A 23,187-nucleotide genomic window follows, 5' to 3' on the forward strand; every position below is an offset into this window, starting at 1 on the left:
TCATCTTTTTCTTAAGAAAGCTTAGCCGGAGGAATGGTGTCATCAGCCCATACTACTGCATATGATGCCTAGGAGAAACAACAGATGGAAGGAGGAGACTGCTTGTGAAGAGTTCCAAAAGAAATCAGCCTCGCAGTTCAAAAAAACGGCTCTATTATGTAGATGATCCCAATAAGACTGAACTTAGCATGTTGAAAAGCAGTCCCAAAATACTAGAAGGCAAAGAATCTGCTGCTGTAGAAGCGGTGGATACAGTGGACCGGACGCTGCAGGTCAGCGGGGTGGAAACCCTGGAAGCACCGGAGGCGGTCCGGCAGATTTTGCTTGAACCAGAGGCTATACAGGAACCGGTAGTGGAAGAGGATCAGGAGCAGCATGAGGATGTTGAATCTCTGGTGGAGCCGGCTGTCCTTGTACCCGTGGAAAAAGAGCGCCTGCAGCCCGTCTATACCGATGATCTGTCCGATGCGGCAGTCACCGGTGCCAAGATTGCTCCGCGCACGATTGACGGGTCCAAGCTGAAGTTCGGCATCATTGGTACACCATGGCTGCAGGACTATGCCGTGCAGAACATTAACATCGCGGACAAGGCGGTTACTTCCTCTAAGATTGCTCCGGAATCCATTGTCGGTGAGCATCTGGCGGAAGGCAGTATCAGCGGGGGAAGCTGCTGGATCATTCCATTGGCGGAGAAAAGCTGAAGAATGGCAGCATCGGTCCGGAGAAGCTGGCGGACCGGATTATTGGCGGAGGGCAGATTGCCGACGGAGCCATCAGCACCGGCATCTCAGTGAGTTCATCATCACGGCGGAGCTGCTGGATGACGGTGCGGTTACCGGAGAGAAAATTCTCAGCAGCAGTATTGTCAGCCGCCACATCGGCAACGGCAGCATTGACCGCTCGAAATTGGCAGATGAAGCGATAACCGGTGACAAAATCGCCGATGGAGAGATCAGCGGCGTCAAGCTGGGCGACGCTGTGATTGAAGGCCGCCACGTAGGTGAAGGCGTCATTACATCGAAGCATCTGGCTCCTGGCGCAATTGGACGGGAGCAGCTGGCTACCCGGCTGATTGGGAAAGAGCAGCTTCAGGCGGGCATCATTGACGGCGGGCATCTCGCGGACGCAGCAGTTGGATCACGGCAGATCAAGGAGAAGGCTGTCCGCAGCCAGCACTTAAGCCCGGAGAGCGTAAATGCGGAGCATATCGCTGACGGGGAAATTGAAGTAGGCATCTGGCGGACCGCAGTATTTCATTCGTGAAGCTGGCAGAGGGTGCAGTGGGTACAACACAGCTGATCGAGCAGGCGGTGACTTCCTCCAAGATCGCGGACCAGAGCATCCTGCCGCATAAGCTGGCAGATGAAGCGGTAACCACACGCCATATCGCTAAATCCGCAGTACGCGGACCGCAAATTGCCCTGCAGGCCATCACCTCGGCTCATCTGCAGCGCGAAGCCGTAGACAATTCCCACCTGGCTATGGAATCCGTCGGATCTGCGCAGCTCCAGCAGCATGCCGTTCTTGCTGGGCATTTGGCTCCCGGGGCCGTTACGGAAGAGCAGCTGGCGTATGACTCTGTTACGGGAGAACATCTTAGTCCCCAGAGTGTCAGCTCAACCAAGCTGGCGGACGGGAGTGTCATTTCCGCCAAGCTGGCCAGCGGTGCGGTTGGCGGAAATGCCCTCGCCAGAGAAGCGGTAAGCGGAGAACATATCGCCGTCTGTGCCGTTGAAGAGAAGCATCTGGCCGATGGCAGCATCAGCGACCGCGTGCTGCAGGAGGAAGCGGTTCACGCTGAACATCTGGCTCCGGGAGCTGTAGAACGCAGGCATCTCGGGGAAAATAGTGTAACTTCATCCGCCCTGCAGTCCGGTTCGGTATCGGGAGATAAGCTGGCTTCGGGAGCAGTGAAGGAAGCACACCTCGCTGCGAGTATTGTACAGCCGCATCATTTGGCCGACCATGCGGTAACTTCATTGAAATTATCGCCGGAGAGTGTTTCGACAGACAAACTTGGCGATCTATCGGTTACCTCGATCAAGCTGGCTGACGGCAGTGTGAGTGCTTCAAAGCTGGCAGCTTTAGCCGTGCAGAGCGAACATTTAGCAGCAGGTGCCGTTGGACCGGATTCCATCAGCGATACATCGGTGCAGGGCAGACATCTCGCGCCGGGAAGTGTAGGCGGAGCGCATATCCGTCCGATGTCCGTCGGTAACGGACATATCATTCCCAGCTCTGTATCCTCTATCCAGATTCAGGATGGCAGCATCGGTGCGGCCAAGCTGGCGGAGGGTGCTGTAGCCTCCCGCCATCTCGCGGCCGGAAGTGTAGCTGGCGCCACTTGGCTGAATCCTCGGTAGAAGGACAGCATATAGCCGGCGGCAGCATCAGCCTGACTCATCTGGCGGCAGAAGTCCGCAGCGGCGAGCTTCTGCCAGACGGCAGTATCAGCGGGGAGAAGCTGGCCCCGGGGGCTGTGGAATCCGTCCATCTGGCCCCGGACAGTGTGCAGACTATCCATTTGACGCCGGAAGCCGTAGAAGGGCAGCACATTCGTGCTGGCGAGATCACGCTGGCGCATCTGGCACAAGAAACGCGCAGTGCAGATCTTCTGCCGGATGGCAGCATCGTAGGCAGCAAGCTGGGAGCAGGTGCTGTCGGGGCCTTCCATTTGGCAGCAGGCAGTGTATACAGCGGGCATCTGGCTGTAGGTGCGGTAGACAGCCGTCATATCCGGCCCGGCAGCATCCAGCTGGCACATCTGTCCCAGGATACACTGACCTCAGATCTGCTGCCGGATGGCAGCATTAGCAGCGAGAAGCTGGCCGCAGGTGCGGTAAGCTCGCTGAATCTGCAGCAGGAGAGCATCTATGGCGAGCATCTGGTTGACGGTATACTGCAGGAACGGCATTTGCATTCCGGCCTGATCAAGCTTGAGCATCTGGCAGATGAAACCCGGAGTGCGGAGCTGCTGCCGGACGGCAGTATTGGCGGAAGCAAGCTGGCGGCAGGTGCGGTGGGCTCCTTCCATCTGGCTGCGGGCAGCATCTATGGCGGTCATCTGGCTCCAGATGCAGTGGACAGCCGCCATATCCGCACCGGCAGCATCCAGCTCGCACATCTGGCCTCCGAGACGCTGAGCGCCGAGCTGCTGCCGGATGGCAGCATTGACGAAAGTAAGCTGGCTGTAGGAGCTGTACATTCACAGCATTTGCAGCTGGAGAGCATCCACGGCGAGCATCTTGCGGGTGAATCGCTTGAGGAGCGGCATTTAAGTTCGGGTATCATTAAGCTGGAGCATCTGGCAGACGAAGTACGAAGTGCTGAGCTGTTGCCTGACGGCAGTATTGGAAGCAGCAAGCTGGCGGCAGAGGCAGTGGGGCCGCAGCATCTGAAGCCGCAGAGCGTCCACGGAGAGCATGTCGCGGATGGGTCGCTGGAAGGGAATCACTTGGCCTCCGGCAGCATCCTGCTGGAACATCTGGCGCAGGAAGTCCGCAGCTCTGAGCTGCTGCCGGACGGCAGTATCAGAGGAAGCAAGCTGGCGGCAGGCGCAGTGGGCTCTGTTCATCTGGCTTCCGGCAGCATCTATGGCGGTCACCTGGCACCGGAAGCAGTGGACAGCCGCCACCTGCGCGCGGGCAGCATCAAGCGTGAGCATCTGGCTGAAGATACGCTGAGCTCCGAGCTGCTGGCAGACGGCAGCATTACCGGCAGCAAGCTGACGGCAGGCGCAGTAGGTGCCCAGCATCTGCAGGCGCAGAGCATTCAGGGCGGACATCTGGCAGACGGTGCGCTGGAAGAACGTCATTTAAGCAGCGGGATTGTGACGAAGCTGGAGCATCTCGCAGCGGAAGCGCGCAATGCAGGTCAGCTGGCAGACGGCAGCATTACCGGCAGCAAGCTGGCGGCAGGCGCAGTAGGTGCCCAGCATCTGCAGGCGCAGAGCATTCAGGGCGGACATCTGGCAGACGGTGCGCTGGAAGAACGTCATTTAAGCAGCGGGATTGTGACGAAGCTGGAGCATCTCGCAGCGGAAGCGCGCAATGCAGGTCAGCTGGCAGACGGCAGCATCAACGGCAGCAAGCTGACGGCAGGCGCAGTAGGAGCCCAGCATCTGCAGGAGCAGAGCATCCAGAGCGGACATCTGACAGACGGCAGCATCACCGGCAGCAAGCTGGCGGTAGGCGCAGTAGGTGCTCAGCATCTGCAGGAGCAGAGCATCCAGAGCGGACATCTGACAGACGGCAGCATCACCGGCAGCAAGCTGGCGGTAGGCGCAGTAGATGCTCAGCATCTGCAGGAGCAGAGCATCCAGAGCGGACATCTGACAGACGGTGCACTGGAAGAGCGTCATTTGAGCAGCGGCATTGTGAAGAAGCTGGAGCATCTCGCAGCGGAGACTCGCAATGCAGGGCAGATAGCAGACGGCAGCATCACCGGCAGCAAGCTGGCGGTAGGCGCTGTAGGTGCTCAGCATCTGCAGGAGCAGAGCATCCAGAGCGGACATCTGGCAGACGGTGCACTGGAAGAGCGTCATTTGAGCAGCGGCATTGTGAAGAAGCTTGAACATCTCGCAGCGGAGACTCGCAGTGCAGTGCAGCTGGCAGACGGCAGCGTTACCGGTGAGAAGCTTGCACTTGGCAGCATCGGAACCAAACATCTGGCAGAAGGCACAGTAGGGAATGCTGAGCTTCAGGATGAAGCGGTGGATGCTTCCAAAATCACTTCATTTGCCATTCAATCCCGCCATCTGGAAGAAGACAGTGTGCAGAGCTATCATATTGCTCAAGGAGTGGTGACCGGAGACCATCTGGCGCCCGGATCAATTAATGCCGAGCATCTGTCATTCAGTCCGGTACAGAGTGCCGGGAACCGGGAGGTTCTGCAGCAGTTCGGGATGACGGCCTTCATGTTTAATGGAGACGCACAGAGCGTTGATGTTTCTGTCTCTTTTGATGAAAGCTTCGGCCATACCGGCTATGTGCTGGTCGCCATGACCAACCAGCCGTATTTCCATGCTTCGCTGAAGAACAGATCGGGCGGGGACGCGACGATTGAAGTAGTGCGCCTGCGCGAAACACCTCACTTCTATGGAGTGCTGTCCTGGATCGCCCTCGGTTCGCCTCTGGTGAAGCCGGCTGCAGATCATCGTGTGTTTGATTAGAGCGGAAGATAAACAATGCGAGAGCGCAGCCCCCGGCTGCGCTCTTTGTGTTGATAAGGCCTGCGAAATCCGGGTTCAACCGGACTCCGGCAGCGGGAGGGCATTTGTCCAAATTTCTGCACGAAGGGAGACACTTGCCGTTACCCGGGACAGCGGATTACATAGACTGTGATGTAACCCTCAGCCCGGAGACCATGCCCTGCAAGGAAGGTGGATGAGCTTGAAGCACACACGTACATCTGCCCGCCGCACGGGGCGGCGGGCTTTGCAACCCAAGCGGCGGATTTCCCGGCCGGTGCGCCCTGCCGTGCCGTTCCCTGCGGCCAATCACCCCGCTCCCTATGTGTCGGTGATCATTCCGGCTATGAATGAAGCCGGAACGATTGGCAAGGTGATTGCCGGAGCCAGGGAAGTCCATCCCCGCTGTGAGGTTATTGTTGTGGTTAACGGTTCTGCCGATAATACGGCAGAGATTGCATTGTCCCTGGGGGCACATGTCATTCACTTCGAGCAGCCGCTCGGTCATGATGTGGGCCGCAGTGTTGGAGCAGAGGCGGCCAAGGGAGAGGTCCTGCTCTTCATTGACGGGGATTTTGTGCTTAACGCTTCACAGCTGCGTCCCTTTGTGGCCGCAGTCAGTCGTGGAACAGATGTGGCTCTGAATGATTACTCCGGTCCGGTCCGCCAGGAATTCCCGCATCCGGTGGTACTCTCCAAGCATGTGCTCAACATTATGCTTGGCCGTCCGGACCTGAAGGGCTGTTCGCTGACGGCGGTGCCTCATGCACTCAGCCGCAGAGCTCTTGCCTCTCTGGGGAGCGGCCTGTTGTCACGGCCGCCTCTGGCACACGCGCAGGCGGTACTTGAGGGCCTGCAGGTGAAGGCCGTGCATAAGGTGCCGGTCGGCAGGCTGAATGCCGTACGGCCCAAGCGGGCGGGAACAGATCCCTTGCGTGAGGTTATTCTCACAGATCATCTGGATGCGGCAGGTCTGGTCCTTCAGCGCAGAGGCGAACGAGCAGGCTTCATTGACGGCAACCGGCGAAGGGGGATGGTGAGATGACAGCAGCACTGGAGCCTTCACCCGGACATCGGCAGGAGCTTCACGTATCTTCCCGTGTAAAAGCATCGGGCAGCGGCAGGGCTTCTGCCCGGCGTACCCGGCTGGGCAGCTCCGCCTCCCGGAGTAAGGCGGCCAAATCAGCCGGTACTTCGCCCCGCCGGAGCATCGCCGCCAAAGCCGCAGCTGTCCGGCGGCCGGCGGCCGGTAAAGCGGGTTCCCGCCGCACGGCCGCAGGGGCTTCTACCGCCCGCAATGCTGCCGGCAGCGGAGCAGGACAGCAGCTGCCGGCTCTGCACGGTTCATTGTCCGTGGTTATCTCGGCCAGGAATGAGGAGCAGACATTGTTGAAGCTGCTTGATCAGGTAACCCGGCTTAAGCCGCTGGAAATTATTGTTGTGCTTAACGGCTGCAGCGACCGCAGCTTCCAGCATACCCGGCTGTGCCCCCAGGCGACAATTGTGCATATTCCGGAATCTGCCGGACATGATGTGGGGCGGTCGCTTGGTGCCAAGCTCAGCCGGGGGGATATTCTGCTGTTCTTGGACGGGGATATGGTGATTCCCGCCCGGAAGATGTCTCTTTTTGCGGAGGCGGTGGATGGCGGTGTTGATGTAGCCTTGAATGATCTTGATCATCTGCTGCCGCCCTTTGCCCTCAGTGATGCGGTTACCCGCTGCAAAATGTATCTGAATGCCGTACTGGGCCGTAGTGATCTGGGCGTCAGCTCGATGACAGCTGTTCCCCATGGCTTGTCAAGGAAGGCGCTGGAGCTTATCGGCTATCGTGAGCTTATGGTGCCGCCGAAAGCGCATGCGCTCTCGATTATGCGGCAGCTGCGGGTGGAGAAGGCAGGCACGGTAAATGTGATCAAGCATAACCGGCTGCGCCAGAGCAACACAGGAGCCGGAAATGCGATGGAACAGCTAATCGCCGGTGATCATGCCGAGGCGCTGGCCCAGGTTCTTGGAGAGCAGCAGGCAAGCGGGCAGTTGTCCGAGGGCCATCTGCAGGAGCAACGCCGGCAGATGGCCGCGTGGAGGAATGCCCTATGACACTGACCAGCATTATTATTCCAACGTATAACAGGCTCGGCTTGCTGCGTTCCTGTGTTGAATCAATTAGGGCGTATACGGATTCACCCTATGAAATTATTGTAGTCGACAATGCTTCAAGTGACGGAACGGATGCTTACTGCCGCACGAATAAGCTGACTTTTGTTTCCCTTCCGGAGAACCGCGGCTTTCCGCTGGCCTGCAATCTGGGGCTGCAGCTGGCTGCGGGAGATGAGCTTTTGCTGCTGAACAATGATGTTATTGTGTCGCAGGGCTGGCTGGCGAATCTGAAGAGCGCCTTGTACTGCGCCCCGGATATCGGGATGGTCGGTCCGGTGACCAATTATGCCAGCGGACGGCAGCAGGTGGAGACGGGTTATACGGATATTGCAGGTTATCATGCTGAAGCCTGTCTGGCGAATGCTCCGGATGCGGCGAAACGGCTGGAGACCAGAAGGCTTGTAGGGCTGTGCTTATTATTTAAAAGAGAGCTCATGGATATCATCGGCCTGCTGGATGAACGCTTTTCACCGGGACATTACGAGGATGATGATTACTGTTACCGCGCCAGAATTAGGGGGTACCGGCTGCTGATCGCGGGAGATTGTCTGGTACATCATGAAGGCAGCGCCAGCTTCAAGGAAGTCTACTCGTCCTCACTTCAGGAGCTGGTGGAGCGTAACCGCAGATTATTTATGGAGAAATGGCATGTAGATCCCGCACAATTCATCTGAGGGGCCAGGCCAAAGGCTTAAGACATAGATAAAGAGGAGGAAAGTAAGTGAAAGGAGTCATACTGGCGGGCGGAACAGGAACAAGGCTTTACCCATTGACCCGGCTTATGAACAAACATTTGCTTCCGGTCGGCAAATATCCTATGGTGTGTTACGGCATTGACCGGCTGCGCCGGGGGGGGATAACCGATATTCTCCTGGTGATCAGCAAACAGTCTGCAGGACAGTACACCGACTTCTTGGGCAGCGGCGCGGAATTCGGAGTATCCCTGACTTACAAAATCCAGGAAGCTGCAGGAGGCATCGCGGAAGCGCTCGAGCTGGCAGAAGGATTTATTTTGCCGGGGGAACGGTTTGTTGTGCTGCTTGGTGACAATCTTTTTATGGATGATCTGAAGCCTTATGTGGAGAGTTATCTGCAGCAGCCGCAGGGGTCGGCGAAGGTGTTATTGAAACCGGTCGATGATGCGCGGAGATACGGGGTTCCGGTGTTTGACAGCGGAGATTCGTCCCTGATTGCTTATATCGAAGAGAAGCCCGAGCGTCCGAAGACTAAATTCTGTGTGACAGGCATTTATATGTACGACGAAGCGGTATTCGATATTATCCGCCGCGTATCCCCTTCCAACAGGGGGGAGCTGGAAATTACCGACGTGAACAATATTTATGCCGCAGAGCGCAAGCTTAGTTATGATGTGCTCAAGGGCTGGTGGAGTGACGCGGGAACGTTCCAGTCCTTGCGCGAAGCCGGAGAAAAGCTGAGAGATACGCTGCCCTGAGGGGCAGCTTTTTTAGTATAGATTAGAATTTATATGCTTTGGGGTCCCTGCAAAGTACCTGTATTCTCAGCGGAGCTAAAGCCGATGGCGGGCCGGGGGATTCTCCACCAGAGCAGGTCTTCGGTCTCCCGGTACAGCTCTGCATCCAGATGCTGCAACACGCGGTGCGAGGCAGTGTTATCCTTCTCGGTATCCGCAATAACCCAGCGTGCATCCGAATGGTTGAAGATCCAGGCCGTGATGTGCCGCACTGCTTCCGTAGCGTAGCCTTGCCCCCAGTACCTCTCATCGATGACATAACCAAGGATGACCTCGCCTTGTTCATTCGGCCCGCCTTTGAGGATTAGGAAGCCGATAATCCGCTGCTCCTCCTGATGAATAATAGCCCAATTGGTCAGCCACGGATAGTTCTGCTCATCCTGCAGAACCTTGGTGTGCCGTACCCGCATAGCATAACGCATTTCTTCGTCGTCCAGCAGAGTTGGGGATGCGGTTACGTTCAAGCCCAGCGACTGCTCCGCCGCCGCGTAATTGTCCAAGGCCAGCGCCAGTTCAGCTGCAGTCAGGGGCCGCAGATTCAGACGGTTGTCTGTAAGTCTCATAGATTACCTCCAGTTCCACGCCGGATACATAGATCCGGACAACAATAATAAAGCTACAATATCAACCAAGCATAGTCTGCTGTTGAGCTGATTGTCAATATCCTCCAGCCGGTAACCTTCCCGTTAGCCGTGGCCTTATCCGCTCCAGTCCCCACGAGTTCCCCGCCATTGCACCTCCAGTACGTCTCGAAGGAAGCAGTTGGATTTTCTCCACTTCATAATCCCGTTTTGTCTTTTGTATCCACCCTAAGTGGAAAAAAGGCATTTAATTCTTCCCTAATGTACTTTTTTTCCCAGCCAATATAGAAATAGTTGCTCTTTTTCCACTTGTTGCTCTGATTCCCGGTCATTCGATTAATTTAGGTGACGTTTTTCCACTTAATAGCCGCAGCCTCTGGAGCCGCAGCTCTAAGCTGTCTTGAAATACGCGGTCCTTCATAACTTGCGGAGTATCTCCGGCACCGTCACGGCTGATGCCGCATATGCTGTAGCAGGGCGTTTGAGCAAAGGAGACATGAAGGTGCAGAGTAAAATTACAAAAGTCCTGCAGCACATGGCCCATACGCACGAACAGATGGCTCGGATTCTCGACGCCGAACGCCACGTAGCCGTCCGTATGTCGCAAATAGTTCACGATCTGCCGGATGCGGACCCTGATTTCGGCGGATTCAGTGGGCTGGTAGAAAGCTCAGGTCAGGTTAACAAGAACATTATTGCTTACTTGAATGCACTTGCCGATCTTGAAGAAGCGATGGCAGAGGGAGTAGGCAGAGTGATCAAGGAACTAAACGGTCAGGAAGAAGAGTAAAGCGTAACCTGCGCAAGGAGGCGGAAGATGAGCAGAGAAAAGGCTTATCTGCAAATGCTGGAGTCGACCGCTGTAATCCAGTGGAACATCGCGATGATTCTCGAGGCCAAAGCGGTGGAAGCGGAAAAAGTGAAGCAGTGGACCCATCATCATATCCACGCTAGAGCATTCGACTCCCATGATGACCAGTTGAAGGAATCACTCTCCATCCACGAAGTGATCGTAGAGATGGTGGAGGGGCTGACGAAGCTGGAGAACGGGCTGTACAGTAATCTGAAAGCAGTACTGGGCAGCGGTGAAGATGAGGGCGGCGGTGACTTCGGCGGAGACGGCGGGGATGGCTTCAGCTTCGGAGACGATAGCAAATGAGCGGCGGGCTTCTCTCCGAACATGCCGTCAAGCTGGAGATGATCCGCTCGATCGCCCGCAGTCAAGCCGCGCTCGCAGCCATCCTCGAGAGCATTGCCGAAGTTACAGGGCAATCGGAGCTGACAGCCCGCAAGCTGAGCGACAATATCAGGATTCTGAGCGGGTACCAGAGTTCAATGTGCCGGATGATATCCGGTATTTCACTGCATGAGCCCAAACAGGGAGTTCCTGCTGCGCCATGGCTGAGCAAGGATTGCTCAGAGGGTACCGCTGCAAGAAGTAGATGAAGTACAGGAGGAGTAGACAGATGAAGAGAAAGAGACTTGGCAAGCTGCGCTCAGGCAGCAAGGGCCGCAGACGCACACTGCTGTTGTCACGGAAGACCAGGGTGCGCAGAGGCCTTGGACGCAAAACGCGCAGAGGACTGATCCGCAAGACGGGCAAGAGAGCGCCGCTGCTGCGTAAGAAAAGAAGACTCCGCCGCCGGCTTGTCCGCAGGGTGCATGTGGTTCAGCCGCCGGTACAGGTTGTTCCGGCAGTCGAAGCGCCGCCGGTAGCGCAGGTAGTCCCGCTCCCCCCGGATCTGGGCGTCCCTCCGGAGCTGCCGCCGGGAGACGCCTTTCAGCAGGGCTACACCGAAGCATACAACGTGGGGTTCGACGCAGGTTTCGCCAAGGGCTTCGAGGACGGGCATAAGCTGGAGCTGGGCTGAGAGAGCAGCGGCCGTGGCCTAGAAGTAGAAGGTGAACGGCTATAGAGGTTGGCAAGTTCTCCTGCCGCCTCTATAGCCTATGGACGAGACTGGAAATGGCGGCCTATCGGAATTTTCGCCCGGATATGGTAGACTTCTTAACAGAACTTTACCGGGTTCAAATGCCGGGTAGGAAAGCGGGGGCTATACATGACTCTGAATGAGATACGTAGAGCACAGAGCAGCGAAATCGGGGAGATTATGGATCTGATTTCTAAATGTGTACAAGTTATGCAGGCAGGCGGAAGCGATCAGTGGGATGAGAGCTACCCGAACCACGAAGTCCTTATGGGGGATATGGATGCAGGTACATTATTTGTCTGTATAGACAACGGGGCCATTGCCGGTATTCTTGTATTGGATGAGAATCAGGCTGAGCAATATGAAGCTGTGGAATGGACGCAGCAGACAGGCCAGCATCTGATGATGCACCGGCTTGCAGTGCATCCTGAGATTCAGGGCAAAGGGATTGCCCGCCAGCTGATTGCATTCGCCGAAGAGCTCGCCCGCAGCAGCGGGTACAGCAGCATCCGGCTGGACACTTATGCGAAGAACGAGAGGGCACTGAAGATTTATCCTTCACTTGGCTATGTGCAGAGAGGCGAGATTCATTTTCCCGGCCGGGTAGCGGCTTTTCCTGTATTTGAGAAGGTGCTGAAGGAGATTACTGGGTAGTTTATGTAATGTTATATTACATGTATAAGGATAATAATAGCTAATATTTCATTTTAATCTGTTCGAAATAGTTTTATGTTAATATTTATAACTTGTGTTGACAGAAAAGTTGTCTTTACTTTATGATGGGATTATTCAGAAGCAATTGAATAGTCCTTTTCGTATATCCTTAATAATTGGTTTAAGGGTCTCTACCGGGAACCGTAAATTTCTGGCTACGAAAATATGCTGAGGCATATTTTTGTGGCCTTTTTGTGTTAGTCATCAGCTGGACATCAACAGAACAAGGGGGAATGGGTTATGGCGAACATCCTGATCAAGCATGCGGAGATTATTACAATGAACAAGCAAGAGGAGATTATATACGGGGATATCCGCATCAAGGATAATCTGATTGTGGAGATCGGCAGCGGCCTGGAGGCGCAGGGGGAAGAGACGGTAATTGATGCCAAGAACCGCACGGTGATTCCAGGCTTTGTGCAGACCCATATTCATCTGTGCCAGACATTGTTCCGCGGCAAAGGCGATGATCTGGAGCTGATGGACTGGCTGCGCAAGCGGATCTGGCCGCTGGAGGCGGCGCATGATGAGGAGTCGCTGTATTATTCCGCTATGCTCGGCATTGGGGAGTTAATTACAAGCGGCACAACGACCATTGTGGATATGGAGACGGTGAATCATACAGACTTTGCCTTCCAGGCAATCGCAAAAAGCGGCATCCGCGCCTTGTCCGGCAAGGTGATGATGGATCAGAAGAATGCGGATGCACCGGCGGCGCTGCAGGAGGATACCGCAGCTTCTCTTCAGGAGAGCGTGGATCTGCTGGAGAAGTGGAATGGATATGGCAACGGGCGGATTCAATATGCGTTTTCCCCGCGTTTTGTCATTTCCTGCACCGAGCCGCTGCTGAAAGAGGTACGTAATCTCTCGGAATATTACGGGGTCAAGGTGCACACCCATGCTTCCGAGAATCTGGGGGAGATTGAGATTGTACAGGCGATGACCGGTATGCGTAACGTGGTGTATCTGGATCATCTGGGATTGGCTAATGAGCGCCTGATTCTGGCCCACTGCGTCTGGCTTGATGAGGAGGAGAAGCGGATTCTGCGGGACCGCGGAGTTCATGTCAGCCACTGCCCGGGCTCCAACCTGAAGCTGGCCTCCGGCATCGCCGACACTCCGGGAATGCTGCATGATCACATCCATCTTAGCCTTGGCGCGGATGGTGCCCCATGCAACAACAACCTGGATATGTTCAATGAAATGCGTCTGGCGGCGGTGATCCAGAAGCCGCAGCATGGGCCGACCACGATGGACGCCAGAAGTGTGTTCCGGATGGCAACGATCGGCGGCGCGAAGGCGGTGGGCATGGAGGATCAAATCGGCAGTATCGAGGTTGGCAAAAAAGCGGATCTGGCAATCCTCAACCTGTACAATTTCCATACCTTCCCTTCCTATGATGTAGATCCAATCTCGCGGATTGTCTATTCGGCCACCCGTGCGGATGTGGAAACGACGATTGTGGACGGACAAATCCTGATGCATAAGGGCTTGCTGAAGACCGTCGATAAGGAAACCGTGCTCCATGAAGCTAACCGTTCCATCAAAAGACTGCTGGTGAACACCCCGCTGGGGTAGCGGCTGGCATTTTAACGCAGCTACAAGTCTAGGCGAACGCTGGGCAAAGCTCTAGTTCAAGCTAAATACGATGCAGGGGACCCCGGTCCTCTGTTTTTTTTGAAGAGATAAGAATTTATATGCTTCGCGCAATAAATATTCCTTATCTTTCTCGCTGAAACGGAAGCCGTCCTTTAAAAGGACGGTGTAGCCGTTTCTACTTGGTAAAATACACGCTGTATCAGCGGAAATATTGTATTATAGGCAGGCTGGATGATAGGATGAATGAAATTTTTATTAGAAAAAGTGAACCCACCTTCCACTCTTGAGGTCAAATATAGTGAGGTGAACCCATTGGAACTGGATGGATTGGAGCAGGCAGAGGCTATCAGTGAAGAGCAGCTGCAGCAGATAATGAAGCTTTATGGGGAAGATGTGTGGAATTATATTTATTTTCTGACTAACAACAGTGATCAGGCGGACGAGCTCACGCAGGAGGTGTTCATCAAATGCTATTACCGGATCGGAACCTTCCGGGGAGCTTCCTCGCTCAAAACCTGGCTGTTCACGATTGCCCGCAATACGGTATTCTCCTACCGCAAATCGCGGTTTTTCCGCTCTGGGCTGTGGGGCGGGATGCAGCCGTTACCTGCTGCGCCTCAGGAGCGGCAGGATGCTGCGGGGCAGGCGGCTGTTGCCCGTTCGGCGGAGATGGAATATCTCGGTAACCGGCAGGTGGATGAGATCTGGAGCATGATAATGAAGCTGCCGGATAAGCTGCGTGAGGTGCTGGTGCTTGATCTTAAGGCAGAGCTGTCGGTCCGGGAAATCGCTGAGCTGATCCGGATATCCCCCGGCACCGTCAAATCGAGGCTGCACCGCGCGCGTCATAAAATCCAGGACAAACTAAGGAGGATGGAGTAATGGATAAGCGTGAACGGGAGCCGCAGTGGTATGAACTGGCCCGTAAAGGCCCGTTTCCGGAAATGAAATTTACGGAAGAAGCTGCCGATAGAGTGGCCCGGCAGATTGGAATGGACGGTTCCTCACTACACCAGGTGCTGTCATCCGGCCGGCAGCGCAGGGTGATCCGCCTGCGGATACTTTCCGCCGCCGTCATCCTCCTGTTGTTGTTCGGAGCCGGGGCGCTGGTTCTGGGAGGCGATGGGTTTGGGCGGTCTGGCGGCTTTAATCCGTTACAGGTAAGCAGCACCGGAATAATCGATCCGCCGGTTGCGGGCCAGGTTGATCTTACGGATGAAGGGCTCAGGGCGACCGCTGAACAGGTAATGCTTGAGCAGCTGGGAAAGAAGCTTCCCTTTGTGAACCTAGAGCAGCTCGAGGGGGAAGAAGAAACCCTGGCTGAATTTAAAGATGGCGATAGTTTTGCTAAAATCTGGTTTGAAACAGAGACTGGCAAGGTAGTGCGGACGTATATGGATACCTTTTTCACTCCTGAAGAAATCGATTCTAAATTCATTGATCAAGCGATGGATCAGCTGCGGAAAGCTGGTTACAAGGGGGAATTCACAGTTACCGCGCTTCACCATTCCGTCCACTACGGGACAAACGCTGATGAGCAGGGCATACAGACCGATGACGGTCTCATAGCAGAGGAAGGGCAGATTGATTACGAGAACGGCGTCTACCGCAGCTCGACGTTCAGAATGGGCGAGGATGAGGTGACTGCGGAAGTGAAGCAGGCGGGTCTTAAATCGATAAAGCTGCTTAGAGAGCAGGGAACAGAGCACTTATACTCAATCAGCCGCACCGTGGCCACGAAGTGGGATATACTCGTTCTAACCTATGGAGAAAGTGAACATGGGGCTACTACAGTACTTATGGACTATGCTACACAAGAAATAATTCAAGTACTCGATATTTCACTCTACGATGAGAAGTCATTCAGCTCCGCCGATCCAAATACGAATCTGATGGATATGCTGGATATGGATAAGGCCAAGCTTCAGCTTGCGGCTGCTGCCATCGCCGATGAAATGTTCGGCATCCGGCTGGAGGATTATACATTTGTCAAAGAGATGTCGGGCATAGGTACGATTGCCTTCAAAAGCCCGGACGGAGCAACTGTGATTACCGGCTCGTATAATCTGGACGGAGTCTTTTACATGATGCAGCAGACTGACGCTGTCGAATAATCTTTTAATATGAGCCCTGAATAGAATTCCTGATTTTCAAATGAATTAATAGTGCTTTAACCAGGACGCATGCCCCGCCAGGGCGGCGTCTTTTTACTTTAATAGAATCTCCAGTTTTGATAACTATTTCAAGTATTGCTATACTAGAGAAATCTGAACTTTTACAGAAAAGTGCAATAGAGTTTACACAGACTTTCAATAAAGAGAGTAAGAGGGGATCGTATTATTATGAACGACAAGAAACATGCGCCGGTGCAGGCTCATTTCTATATCGTTATCGGACTGGTCTGGCTGAAGCTGCTGCTGCTGAGAGGTTTGTTTTTTGACCGGATCGCCTGGGAATGGATTGCTGTGGATATTGCACCGGTGCTGCTGATTATGGGTGTGCTGGCAGTCATTACGCCCGGGCGGATGAAGAAGGCTGTCTACTGGAGCTTTAACGGCTTATTGTCGCTGCTGCTGTTCGGGGCCAGTGTGTACTTCAACCACTTCGGCTCGGTGCCGACCTATCTGGCGCTCTATGAGCTGAATCAGGTGTTCCAGGTGAAAGAAAGCGTAGAATCTACGATTGAGCTAATTGATTATCTGTTTTTTGCCGATCTGGTGATCATGATGAGCTACTTGCTGTTCCGCAGATGGAAGAATGGTTCGGTACAGCAGCAGCGTGGCAGTCAGCCTTCACGCAGAGCCCGGAGAGTCTATCTGGTCGCCCTGCTGGTGGCTATTATCGGCGGCGGTTCGTTGTCGGCCTATTCCATTGATTCTGCACGCGGAATTACGAATGAGCTGGTTCAGGCGGAAAGCGCCGGATTTCTGAACTATGAGGTGGTTGCGGCGATCAAGGCCCAGGAGGATAACGGCCTCACCGGCACAGGAGATATTAATGAAACGATAGCCAAGGTGGAGGCGCTGGAAGCTGTTTATCCATATAAGGATATCGCAGGGGGACTGCCGGATTATTTTGGATCGCAAAAGGGTAAAAATGTAATTGTAATCCAAATGGAAGCTTTTCAGAATTTCCCGCTGCATCAGTCACTGGATGGGCAGGAGCTGACACCGGTGCTGAACGGCTTGGCCGGAGAGGGCTTTTATTTCCCGCATGTCTTCCAGCAGGTCGGTCCGGGCAATACCTCGGATGCGGAATTCATGAGCAACACCTCAATCTATCCGATTGCAACACTTGCGATGTCAACGGGCTTCGGAGACCGGGAGCTGCCGGGCCTGCCGCGTCTGCTGCGGGATAAAGGGTATGAGTCGTACACTTTCCATGTGAACAAGGTTGGCTTCTGGAACCGCAATCAGCTGTATCCGGCGCTAGGCTTCAACGGCTATTATGACAAGGGATATTTCAAGAATGACCACCTTAACGCCTTCGGAGCTTCCGATGAGCAGCTGTATGCTACTGCCGTGGAGAAGCTGGCAGCGGTGCAGAAGAAGGGTACGCCTTTTTATGCCCAGCTTGTAACAGCCTCCAGCCATCATCCGTTCCAGATTCCGGACAGCTTCAAGAAGATTAAGGTTCCGGAGGATCTGCAGGGCACGATGCTGGGCGATTACCTGACTGCAGTGAATTATACGGATTATGCGGTTGGTACTTTAATTGACGGGCTGAAGCAGCAGGGCATGTGGGAGAATACTGTGCTGGTGCTGTACGGCGACCATTTCGGCCTGCAGCCGAAGGATGTCCCGGCGGAGCAGGTGGAGGAAGCGCTAGGAATCCCGTATGATGACCGGATCAGCCGCTTCAATATTCCGCTCATCATTCATGTGCCTGGCATGAAGGAGGGGCAGGCCGTGGAGCGGACCGGCGGACAGCTGGATGTGCTTCCTACTGTGGCCAACCTGCTGGGGGTATCGCTGAAGGATGAAGGCTTTACCGCTTTTGGGCATGATCTGCTGAACATTGACAGCAATGTGGTAGGGATGCGCTATTATTTGCCTACAGGCTCCTTTTTTAATGATGAGGTGATGTTCGTGCCCGGGAAAAGCTTCGCGGACGGAGAGGCCATCTCGCTGGATACGTATGAGCCGGTGGAGGATTTCAGTAAATATCAGACCGATTATGACTATATCCTGAAGCTGATGGGCTTGTCCGATGAATATGTGAAGCTGCTTCCGCAGCGCTAGGAGGAATTATGAAAAGACTATTAAAACCGGAATATCTCATAACCCTGGCCGGCTCCATATTGATCATCTACCTGCTGTTCATAAGGCCATTCATTGGAGTTGCGGACAACGGCGATTTCCTGCGGATGATGAATACGATCGGACTGAATTATTATGATGCTGCGGAGAGCTATGCCGACCGCTTTTTCAGCTTCAGTCATTCCAGGTTTTCCTATGAAAATCTGTTCACGGGCTTTTATCCTTCCTCGCAGATTCTAATTGTGCTGATTCCGAGACTGCTCGCCGGGCTGGTTCACGGGAGTTATTTTGATATCCGCCTGCTGGGCAGCGTATATGGGCTGCTGCTGCTTACCGCGACTTGGCTGATTGTGAAGCTGGTGGCCAAAGGCTCCAATATTACGGGTCTGCTGCTGGGTGCGGGCATTTTGTTTGTCTTTTATGATATCGGATATTTGGCCTATTTCAACTCCTTATTCGGCGAACCGGTATCCATGGTATTCATGCTGCTTACCTTTGCGCTGGGTCTGAGACTGACGGGGCAGGAACGGCCGACACCCAAAGAACTGACGCTCTTCTTCATCGCCGTGCTGTTCCTGATCTGCTCCAAAATTCAGAATGCACCCGTCGGCCTGGCGTTTGCGCTGATCTTCCTCCGTCTGCGGACACTGAATGGAACAGGCAGCTGGCGCAAGCTGGCGCTGCGGTTCGCGGTGGCAACGGCGCTCGTGTCCGTAATCATGTATGTGGCTGCGCCGAAGGAACTCAAGCATATCAACCTCTATCAGACGGTTTTCTTCGGAATTCTGAACGAGTCGCCGGATGTACGCGGGGATCTGCGCGATCTGGGGCTGCCGGAGCGGCTGGAAGTGCTGGCGGGTACAAATTATTTTCAGGGAGATACAGCGATCAAGCAGGATGATCCTTCGCTTACAACAGATTTCTATGACCGGGTATCCCATAAAGATGTACTTTTCTTCTATATGAAGCATCCTAACCGGTTGATAGATAACATGAAATATGCTGCCAGGAACAGCATGTCCATCCGTCCCTATTATCTCGGAAGCTATGAGAAGAGTGAGGGCAAGACGGCAGGGGCCGTAGCCTATGCATACAGCGGGTGGAGTGAATTCAAAAATAATCATGTTCCGAATTCGCTAGGTTTCCTGGTCTTGTTCTATCTCGTTTATTACGCGGGAGTGCTGTACCATTATTTCCGGGCACAAGAACCGGCGGGGCGGATCGCCGGAGAGCTGCTGCTGCTGCTGGGGCTGATTGGACTATTCTCGTTCCTGGTGCCAATCCTCGGCGACGGCCGGGCGGATATCGGCAAGCATCTGTTTTTGTTCAATGTTTGTTTCGATATGATGGCTGTGGCTATGTTTGGCTGGGTGGTGCACAAGCTGGTCATGTTTCTGAAACCTATTTGCGCTGAAAACCTCTAATTGACCCTTTTGAGAATATAGAATACAATGTGTTTGGAACTTTAGTAAAAGAGTGGAAAATGGCTTGGAACAGCCTCATCCTACAAGGGGGCCGCTATGCGTAATGATGATTACAAGGACAGAATTGAACAGGCAAGGCAGGAACTGAACAAACTAGCCCTGGAACACGGGATGCAGGATGTAAGGGTGCTTCGCCAATCGGTGAAGCTGGATGCGCTCCTAAATGAATACAGTGATTGCAATACAGAGAAGGACGACCAGCTTTATTAGAGAATCAAATTCAAAAGACACTTTAACGGCAGATGTGCCGCTAAAGTGTCTTTTTTGAGTGTATAGGAAAATAAGATATTCGTCTGTTGTGGATAAGCTTCTTTGGACATTGGAGCAGGTTTTCTATTATGTGTCCGAAGCATCCGAAGCATAATCATCACCCAACAGCTCACGGAGCATTCTCTGCCGGTCGGTCATGAAGGCCCGTGTCACCGCATAGTGGTCCGTGTCTTCCAGAGCCACAGGCGTGATATTCTCTCCCTCCAGCAGGAATATATCCGCACCCGGGTAGGACATCAGAATCGGGGAGTGAGTGGCGATGATGAACTGGGAGTTCTGTGCTGCCAGCTCATGCATCCGCACCAGCAGCGACATCTGCCGCAAGGGGGACAAGGCGGCCTCCGGCTCGTCCAGAATATAGATGCCCTGTCCGCCGAAGCGGTGGACGAAAGTGGAGAAGAAGGATTCTCCGTGGGACTGCTCATGCAGAGAATTACCTCCGTAGGAGTCTTTGATAAAACGTTCCGAGCCCGCCACGGGCTCCTCGTCCAGCTCATCGATGTAAGTAGCCACATTGTAGTAACTCTCCGCACGCAGGAAGAAGCCGTCCTTCGGCCGCTTGACCCCTTTGGCAATCCGCAGATATTCATAGAGACTCGAATGCGAGGCTCGGGTGTTAAATGAGAAGTTCAGCGTTCCGCCTTCCGGATTGAACCCCCAGGCGGCTGCGATTCCCTCCAGTACAGTCGATTTCCCTGTTCCGTTCTCCCCTACAAGGAATGTAACCTGCTTCTGAAAAGCAATCCGCTCCAAAGCCCGCACCACCGGCAGATTAAACGGATAGGTATCAAAGGAAGGCACCTGTTCACGAAGCAGGTCTACATGGCGGAGATAGAGCATCGGGTCATACATCGAACTCATTTCTAAATCCCTCCTCTTAGCCGGATAGATGGAAAGGTTGATCTTTTGATTCTATATGAATTTTGGGGTGCCCGCAAAGTACCCGACTGAAGGCTTCGGCGCTAACCCCTCACTTTGCAGGGAACTGGAGTGGATGAAATCTGCAAAGGTTCGGGCCATGCGGGCGAAAGACAGGGGGCATGTGCCAATTTCGCCGCGATACAGACAGATGTCCATGAGGCGGATGCTGACTCCGCATATAGTACACTGTCTTGAGAATATGACGGGGCAGGGTGAAGGCCGTGAAAGCAAAAAAGAGAAACGTGCGTCCGCGGGATTACCGAGACGGTTACACGCAAGGGTACCATCTCGGCTTGTGCGAAGCCGTGAAGCGTCTGAATACTCCTGTAGTAGGTGCATGCCGGCCGTTTAAGCTGATGTATGTTCCCCAAGGGTTTCAGGCGATAGACACGGGAGTAGCAGAAGCGCTGCGGCAGCTGGTCAGTGAGCTAATTATCTGTTCTCCGGAAACCATGCTGGAGGTGGCATCGCGTGAGTCGCCGGGAGCGGTGCTTGTGATGAACGGGCTGCATGTGTTTCCCGAGAATCATCTGGAACAAATCACGGAAATAAGAAAATTGGGTATTCCGGCAGCAATCTGGTTTGTGGATGACCCTTATTTTACCGAGGACACATCTGTCATTTGCCGGCACTATGATTACGTATTTACCCACGAACTGGGCTGCGTGGAATTCTACCGTTCGCTGGGTGTGACTTCAGTGCATTACCTTCCGCTGTGTGTCAACCCGCAGATGTTCTACCCGCGCCGTACCGGACCGCAGTATCAATACGATGTTGTGTTTATCGGCAATGCCTTCCGCAACCGGACGGAGCTGTTCGATGAGCTGGCCCCGTTCCTCCGCGGCAAGAAGGTGATGATCGCCGGCGGCTTCTGGGAACGGCTGAACACCTTCGAAGAACTGTCTCCATTCATCAAAAGCGGCTTCATCCCTCCCGAGGAAACGGCCAACTATTACAGCGGTGCCAAGCTTGTCATTAATATTCACCGTCCGTGGGAAGGCGGGCAGGACAACCGGAATACCTTCCAGCTGCCGTCTCTCTCCATTAATCCCCGGACCTATGAGATCAGTGCCTGCGGAACGATGCAGCTGACTGATATCCGTGAGGATCTGGGCAGCCACTACCGTCCGGGTCATGATCTGGAGACCTTTGCCTCTGCCGACGAGCTGAAGCGCAAAATTGACTATTACCTGAAGCATGAGAAGGAGCGCCGCCAGTATGCGCTGCGGGGACTGCAGACGACACTGCGCCACCACACGTTTACCGCGCGTCTGCCTCATTTGCTGGGAGTTCTTGCTGCACAAGGGTGAAATCCATTATGGGATAGAAGGAGCGAATAAACATGAATAATCAATTTATAATGCCTGCGCCGCCTCTGCCGCGGACTCCTGCAGAAGAGCAGAAACTGAGTGGCCGCCTGACCGGCTTCAAGGTTGGATACGACGAAGGTTACCTGCGCGGACGCCTGGCGATTCTGGATGGCCGGCCGGAAGAACCGCTTCCGGTGCGCAATATCCATGTCATGTACGTGGCTTCAGGCAAAGGGTATCCGTATTCCCCACTTGATGATGCGGTACTCTTCGCACTGCAAAGACTGACCACCCAAGTGACGATTACCGATGTCCGTCAGAATCTGGTAGAGCTGGCTTCGGCTCAGCGTCCGGACCTGGTCCTGGTTCTGGACGGTCTGGATTTACCGCTGGAGCAGGTTGCTATTCTACGCAGCTCAGGAATCAAGACGGCGATATGGCTTACAGATGATCCGTACTACACGGACTTCACTATGAAAATCGTTGCACACTATGACTATGTATTCACCCTGGAGCGTAACTGCATAGAAATCTACCGCGGCCTTGGCTGCGCGGAAGTTCATTATCTGCCTTTTGCCGCCCACCGCGAGCATTACCGCCCGACTACCGGACGTTCGCCGGTCAGCCGCGATGTCAGCTTCATCGGGTCTGCTTACTGGAACCGGATCAATTTCTTCCGCGATATCATGCCGGAGCTGATGAGCTACAACACGGTAATTAACGGAATCTGGTGGGACCGTCTGCCGGAAGCGCCTATCTATGGTGACCGGATTGAGATCGGCAAATGGATGTCTCCGCAGGAAACGGCAGTCACCTACAGCGGTTCGAAGATTGTCATCAACCTGCACCGTTCCCACATTGATGAAGTAGCCAATAACAATACGCTGTATATTCCGGCTGCATCGCCGAATCCCCGTACCTTCGAAATCGCCGCCAGCGGCACGCTGCAGCTCAGCGACGCCCGGGATGACATGGGCTCCTTTTATAAGGTCGGGGAAGAGATTGACACCTTCTCAAGCCCGCAGGAAATGATGGACAAAATCCGTTTCTACCTGACGCATGAGGAGGAACGCCGGGATATGGCGCTGCGCGCTTTTGAACGGACCCTGAAGGACCACACCTACACCATACGCCTGAACCAGCTGCTGGCGGTCATTTACGGCTAAATCTCCCGCAGAATGCTTCAAAAATGTGCGCATCATAGGGGACAGGTGTCGTGCCGGCATCTGTGCCCCCTCAATATACTGGATGGAGTACCGGGTTATGATGTTAGCCTGCTTG

At 54.2% G+C, this 23,187-nt stretch carries 23 protein-coding genes and 1 riboswitch; of the genes, 21 read left to right on the forward strand and 2 right to left on the reverse strand.

The annotated features are described in order from the left end of the window. Positions 1-104: 104 nt before the first annotated feature. The 8 genes from MKX70_RS11605 to MKX70_RS11640 all read left to right on the forward strand — a co-directional run bounded on the left by MKX70_RS11605 (position 105) and on the right by MKX70_RS11640 (position 8,798). The gene (locus MKX70_RS11605) at positions 105-701 is read left to right on the forward strand and encodes a hypothetical protein (protein WP_340840044.1); all 597 of its coding nucleotides are present in this window, start codon (positions 105-107) and stop codon (positions 699-701) included. Then, the gene (locus tag MKX70_RS11610) at positions 631-1,263 is read left to right on the forward strand and encodes a hypothetical protein (RefSeq protein WP_340840045.1); all 633 of its coding nucleotides are present in this window, start codon (positions 631-633) and stop codon (positions 1,261-1,263) included. Before MKX70_RS11605 ends, MKX70_RS11610 begins: the two co-directional genes overlap by 71 nt. Beyond that, entirely contained in the window at positions 1,260-2,363 is a 1,104-nt protein-coding gene (locus MKX70_RS11615) for a hypothetical protein (protein ID WP_340840046.1), read from the forward strand. Before MKX70_RS11610 ends, MKX70_RS11615 begins: the two co-directional genes overlap by 4 nt. Further along, the gene (locus MKX70_RS11620; RefSeq protein ID WP_340840047.1) at positions 2,345-5,170 is read left to right on the forward strand and encodes a WIAG-tail domain; all 2,826 of its coding nucleotides are present in this window, start codon (positions 2,345-2,347) and stop codon (positions 5,168-5,170) included. Before MKX70_RS11615 ends, MKX70_RS11620 begins: the two co-directional genes overlap by 19 nt. A 214-nt stretch (positions 5,171-5,384) precedes the next feature. Further along, positions 5,385-6,233, forward strand: a complete 849-nt coding sequence (locus MKX70_RS11625) for a glycosyltransferase family 2 protein (RefSeq protein ID WP_340840048.1) — start codon at positions 5,385-5,387, stop codon at positions 6,231-6,233. After that, positions 6,230-7,285 carry a glycosyltransferase family 2 protein gene (locus MKX70_RS11630; protein WP_340840049.1) on the forward strand — a complete coding sequence of 352 codons (1,056 nt, stop codon included), beginning with the start codon at positions 6,230-6,232 and terminating at the stop codon, positions 7,283-7,285. The genes MKX70_RS11625 and MKX70_RS11630 overlap by 4 nt, the downstream gene beginning before the upstream one ends. Further along, positions 7,282-8,019 carry a glycosyltransferase family 2 protein gene (locus MKX70_RS11635; protein ID WP_340840050.1) on the forward strand — a complete coding sequence of 246 codons (738 nt, stop codon included), beginning with the start codon at positions 7,282-7,284 and terminating at the stop codon, positions 8,017-8,019. Before MKX70_RS11630 ends, MKX70_RS11635 begins: the two co-directional genes overlap by 4 nt. A gap of 47 nt (positions 8,020-8,066) precedes the next feature. Next, a complete protein-coding gene (locus MKX70_RS11640; RefSeq protein ID WP_042239281.1) occupies positions 8,067-8,798 on the forward strand; it encodes a sugar phosphate nucleotidyltransferase in 732 nt (243 codons plus the stop codon). A 29-nt stretch (positions 8,799-8,827) separates the two neighbouring features. Here the strand turns inward: MKX70_RS11640 and MKX70_RS11645 are convergent, their stop codons facing one another. Then, positions 8,828-9,400, reverse strand: a complete 573-nt coding sequence (locus MKX70_RS11645; protein WP_340840051.1) for a GNAT family N-acetyltransferase — start codon at positions 9,398-9,400, stop codon at positions 8,828-8,830. 514 nt (positions 9,401-9,914) lie between these two features. Between MKX70_RS11645 and MKX70_RS11650 the strand changes: the two genes are divergently transcribed. The 11 genes from MKX70_RS11650 to MKX70_RS11700 all read left to right on the forward strand — a co-directional run bounded on the left by MKX70_RS11650 (position 9,915) and on the right by MKX70_RS11700 (position 19,615). Next, complete coding sequence (locus MKX70_RS11650) at positions 9,915-10,208, forward strand: nucleoside-diphosphate sugar epimerase (protein WP_081751236.1); 294 nt, start codon at positions 9,915-9,917, stop codon at positions 10,206-10,208. A 27-nt stretch (positions 10,209-10,235) separates the two neighbouring features. Continuing rightward, entirely contained in the window at positions 10,236-10,577 is a 342-nt protein-coding gene (locus tag MKX70_RS11655; RefSeq protein WP_042239271.1) for a hypothetical protein, read from the forward strand. After that, entirely contained in the window at positions 10,574-10,864 is a 291-nt protein-coding gene (locus MKX70_RS11660; RefSeq protein WP_042139766.1) for a hypothetical protein, read from the forward strand. Before MKX70_RS11655 ends, MKX70_RS11660 begins: the two co-directional genes overlap by 4 nt. 20 nt (positions 10,865-10,884) lie before the next feature. Then, positions 10,885-11,289, forward strand: coding sequence for a hypothetical protein (locus tag MKX70_RS11665; RefSeq protein ID WP_216626658.1), 405 nt, complete (start codon positions 10,885-10,887; stop codon positions 11,287-11,289). A gap of 189 nt (positions 11,290-11,478) precedes the next feature. Continuing rightward, positions 11,479-12,003: a GNAT family N-acetyltransferase gene (locus MKX70_RS11670; RefSeq protein ID WP_042239269.1), complete on the forward strand. Its 525-nt coding sequence runs from the start codon at positions 11,479-11,481 to the stop codon at positions 12,001-12,003. A 139-nt stretch (positions 12,004-12,142) separates the two neighbouring features. Next, positions 12,143-12,241: riboswitch (purine riboswitch) on the forward strand. 62 nt (positions 12,242-12,303) lie between these two features. Next, positions 12,304-13,641, forward strand: a complete 1,338-nt coding sequence (locus tag MKX70_RS11675) for a 5'-deoxyadenosine deaminase (RefSeq protein ID WP_042239267.1) — start codon at positions 12,304-12,306, stop codon at positions 13,639-13,641. Between the two features lie 264 nt (positions 13,642-13,905). Continuing rightward, complete coding sequence (locus tag MKX70_RS11680; RefSeq protein WP_081956677.1) at positions 13,906-14,544, forward strand: RNA polymerase sigma factor; 639 nt, start codon at positions 13,906-13,908, stop codon at positions 14,542-14,544. Further along, positions 14,544-15,776: a hypothetical protein gene (locus tag MKX70_RS11685; protein WP_042239264.1), complete on the forward strand. Its 1,233-nt coding sequence runs from the start codon at positions 14,544-14,546 to the stop codon at positions 15,774-15,776. The genes MKX70_RS11680 and MKX70_RS11685 overlap by 1 nt, the downstream gene beginning before the upstream one ends. A 228-nt stretch (positions 15,777-16,004) precedes the next feature. Further along, positions 16,005-17,903 carry an LTA synthase family protein gene (locus tag MKX70_RS11690; RefSeq protein WP_042239261.1) on the forward strand — a complete coding sequence of 633 codons (1,899 nt, stop codon included), beginning with the start codon at positions 16,005-16,007 and terminating at the stop codon, positions 17,901-17,903. Between the two features lie 8 nt (positions 17,904-17,911). After that, complete coding sequence (wsfD, locus tag MKX70_RS11695; protein WP_042239260.1) at positions 17,912-19,345, forward strand: glycan biosynthesis hexose transferase WsfD; 1,434 nt, start codon at positions 17,912-17,914, stop codon at positions 19,343-19,345. Positions 19,346-19,441: 96 nt separating this feature from the next. Next, positions 19,442-19,615, forward strand: a complete 174-nt coding sequence (locus MKX70_RS11700) for an aspartyl-phosphate phosphatase Spo0E family protein (protein WP_081956676.1) — start codon at positions 19,442-19,444, stop codon at positions 19,613-19,615. A gap of 126 nt (positions 19,616-19,741) precedes the next feature. Here the strand turns inward: MKX70_RS11700 and MKX70_RS11705 are convergent, their stop codons facing one another. After that, the gene (locus MKX70_RS11705; protein WP_340840052.1) at positions 19,742-20,536 is read right to left on the reverse strand and encodes an AAA family ATPase; all 795 of its coding nucleotides are present in this window, start codon (positions 20,534-20,536) and stop codon (positions 19,742-19,744) included. Between the two features lie 272 nt (positions 20,537-20,808). Between MKX70_RS11705 and MKX70_RS11710 the strand changes: the two genes are divergently transcribed. After that, entirely contained in the window at positions 20,809-21,906 is a 1,098-nt protein-coding gene (locus MKX70_RS11710; RefSeq protein ID WP_442950494.1) for a CgeB family protein, read from the forward strand. Between the two features lie 32 nt (positions 21,907-21,938). After that, positions 21,939-23,072: a CgeB family protein gene (locus MKX70_RS11715; protein ID WP_052416716.1), complete on the forward strand. Its 1,134-nt coding sequence runs from the start codon at positions 21,939-21,941 to the stop codon at positions 23,070-23,072. The last annotated feature ends 115 nt before the right edge of the window (positions 23,073-23,187 follow it).

Source organism: Paenibacillus sp. FSL R7-0312, assembly GCF_038004445.1.
Taxonomy (GTDB): domain Bacteria; phylum Bacillota; class Bacilli; order Paenibacillales; family Paenibacillaceae; genus Paenibacillus_AQ.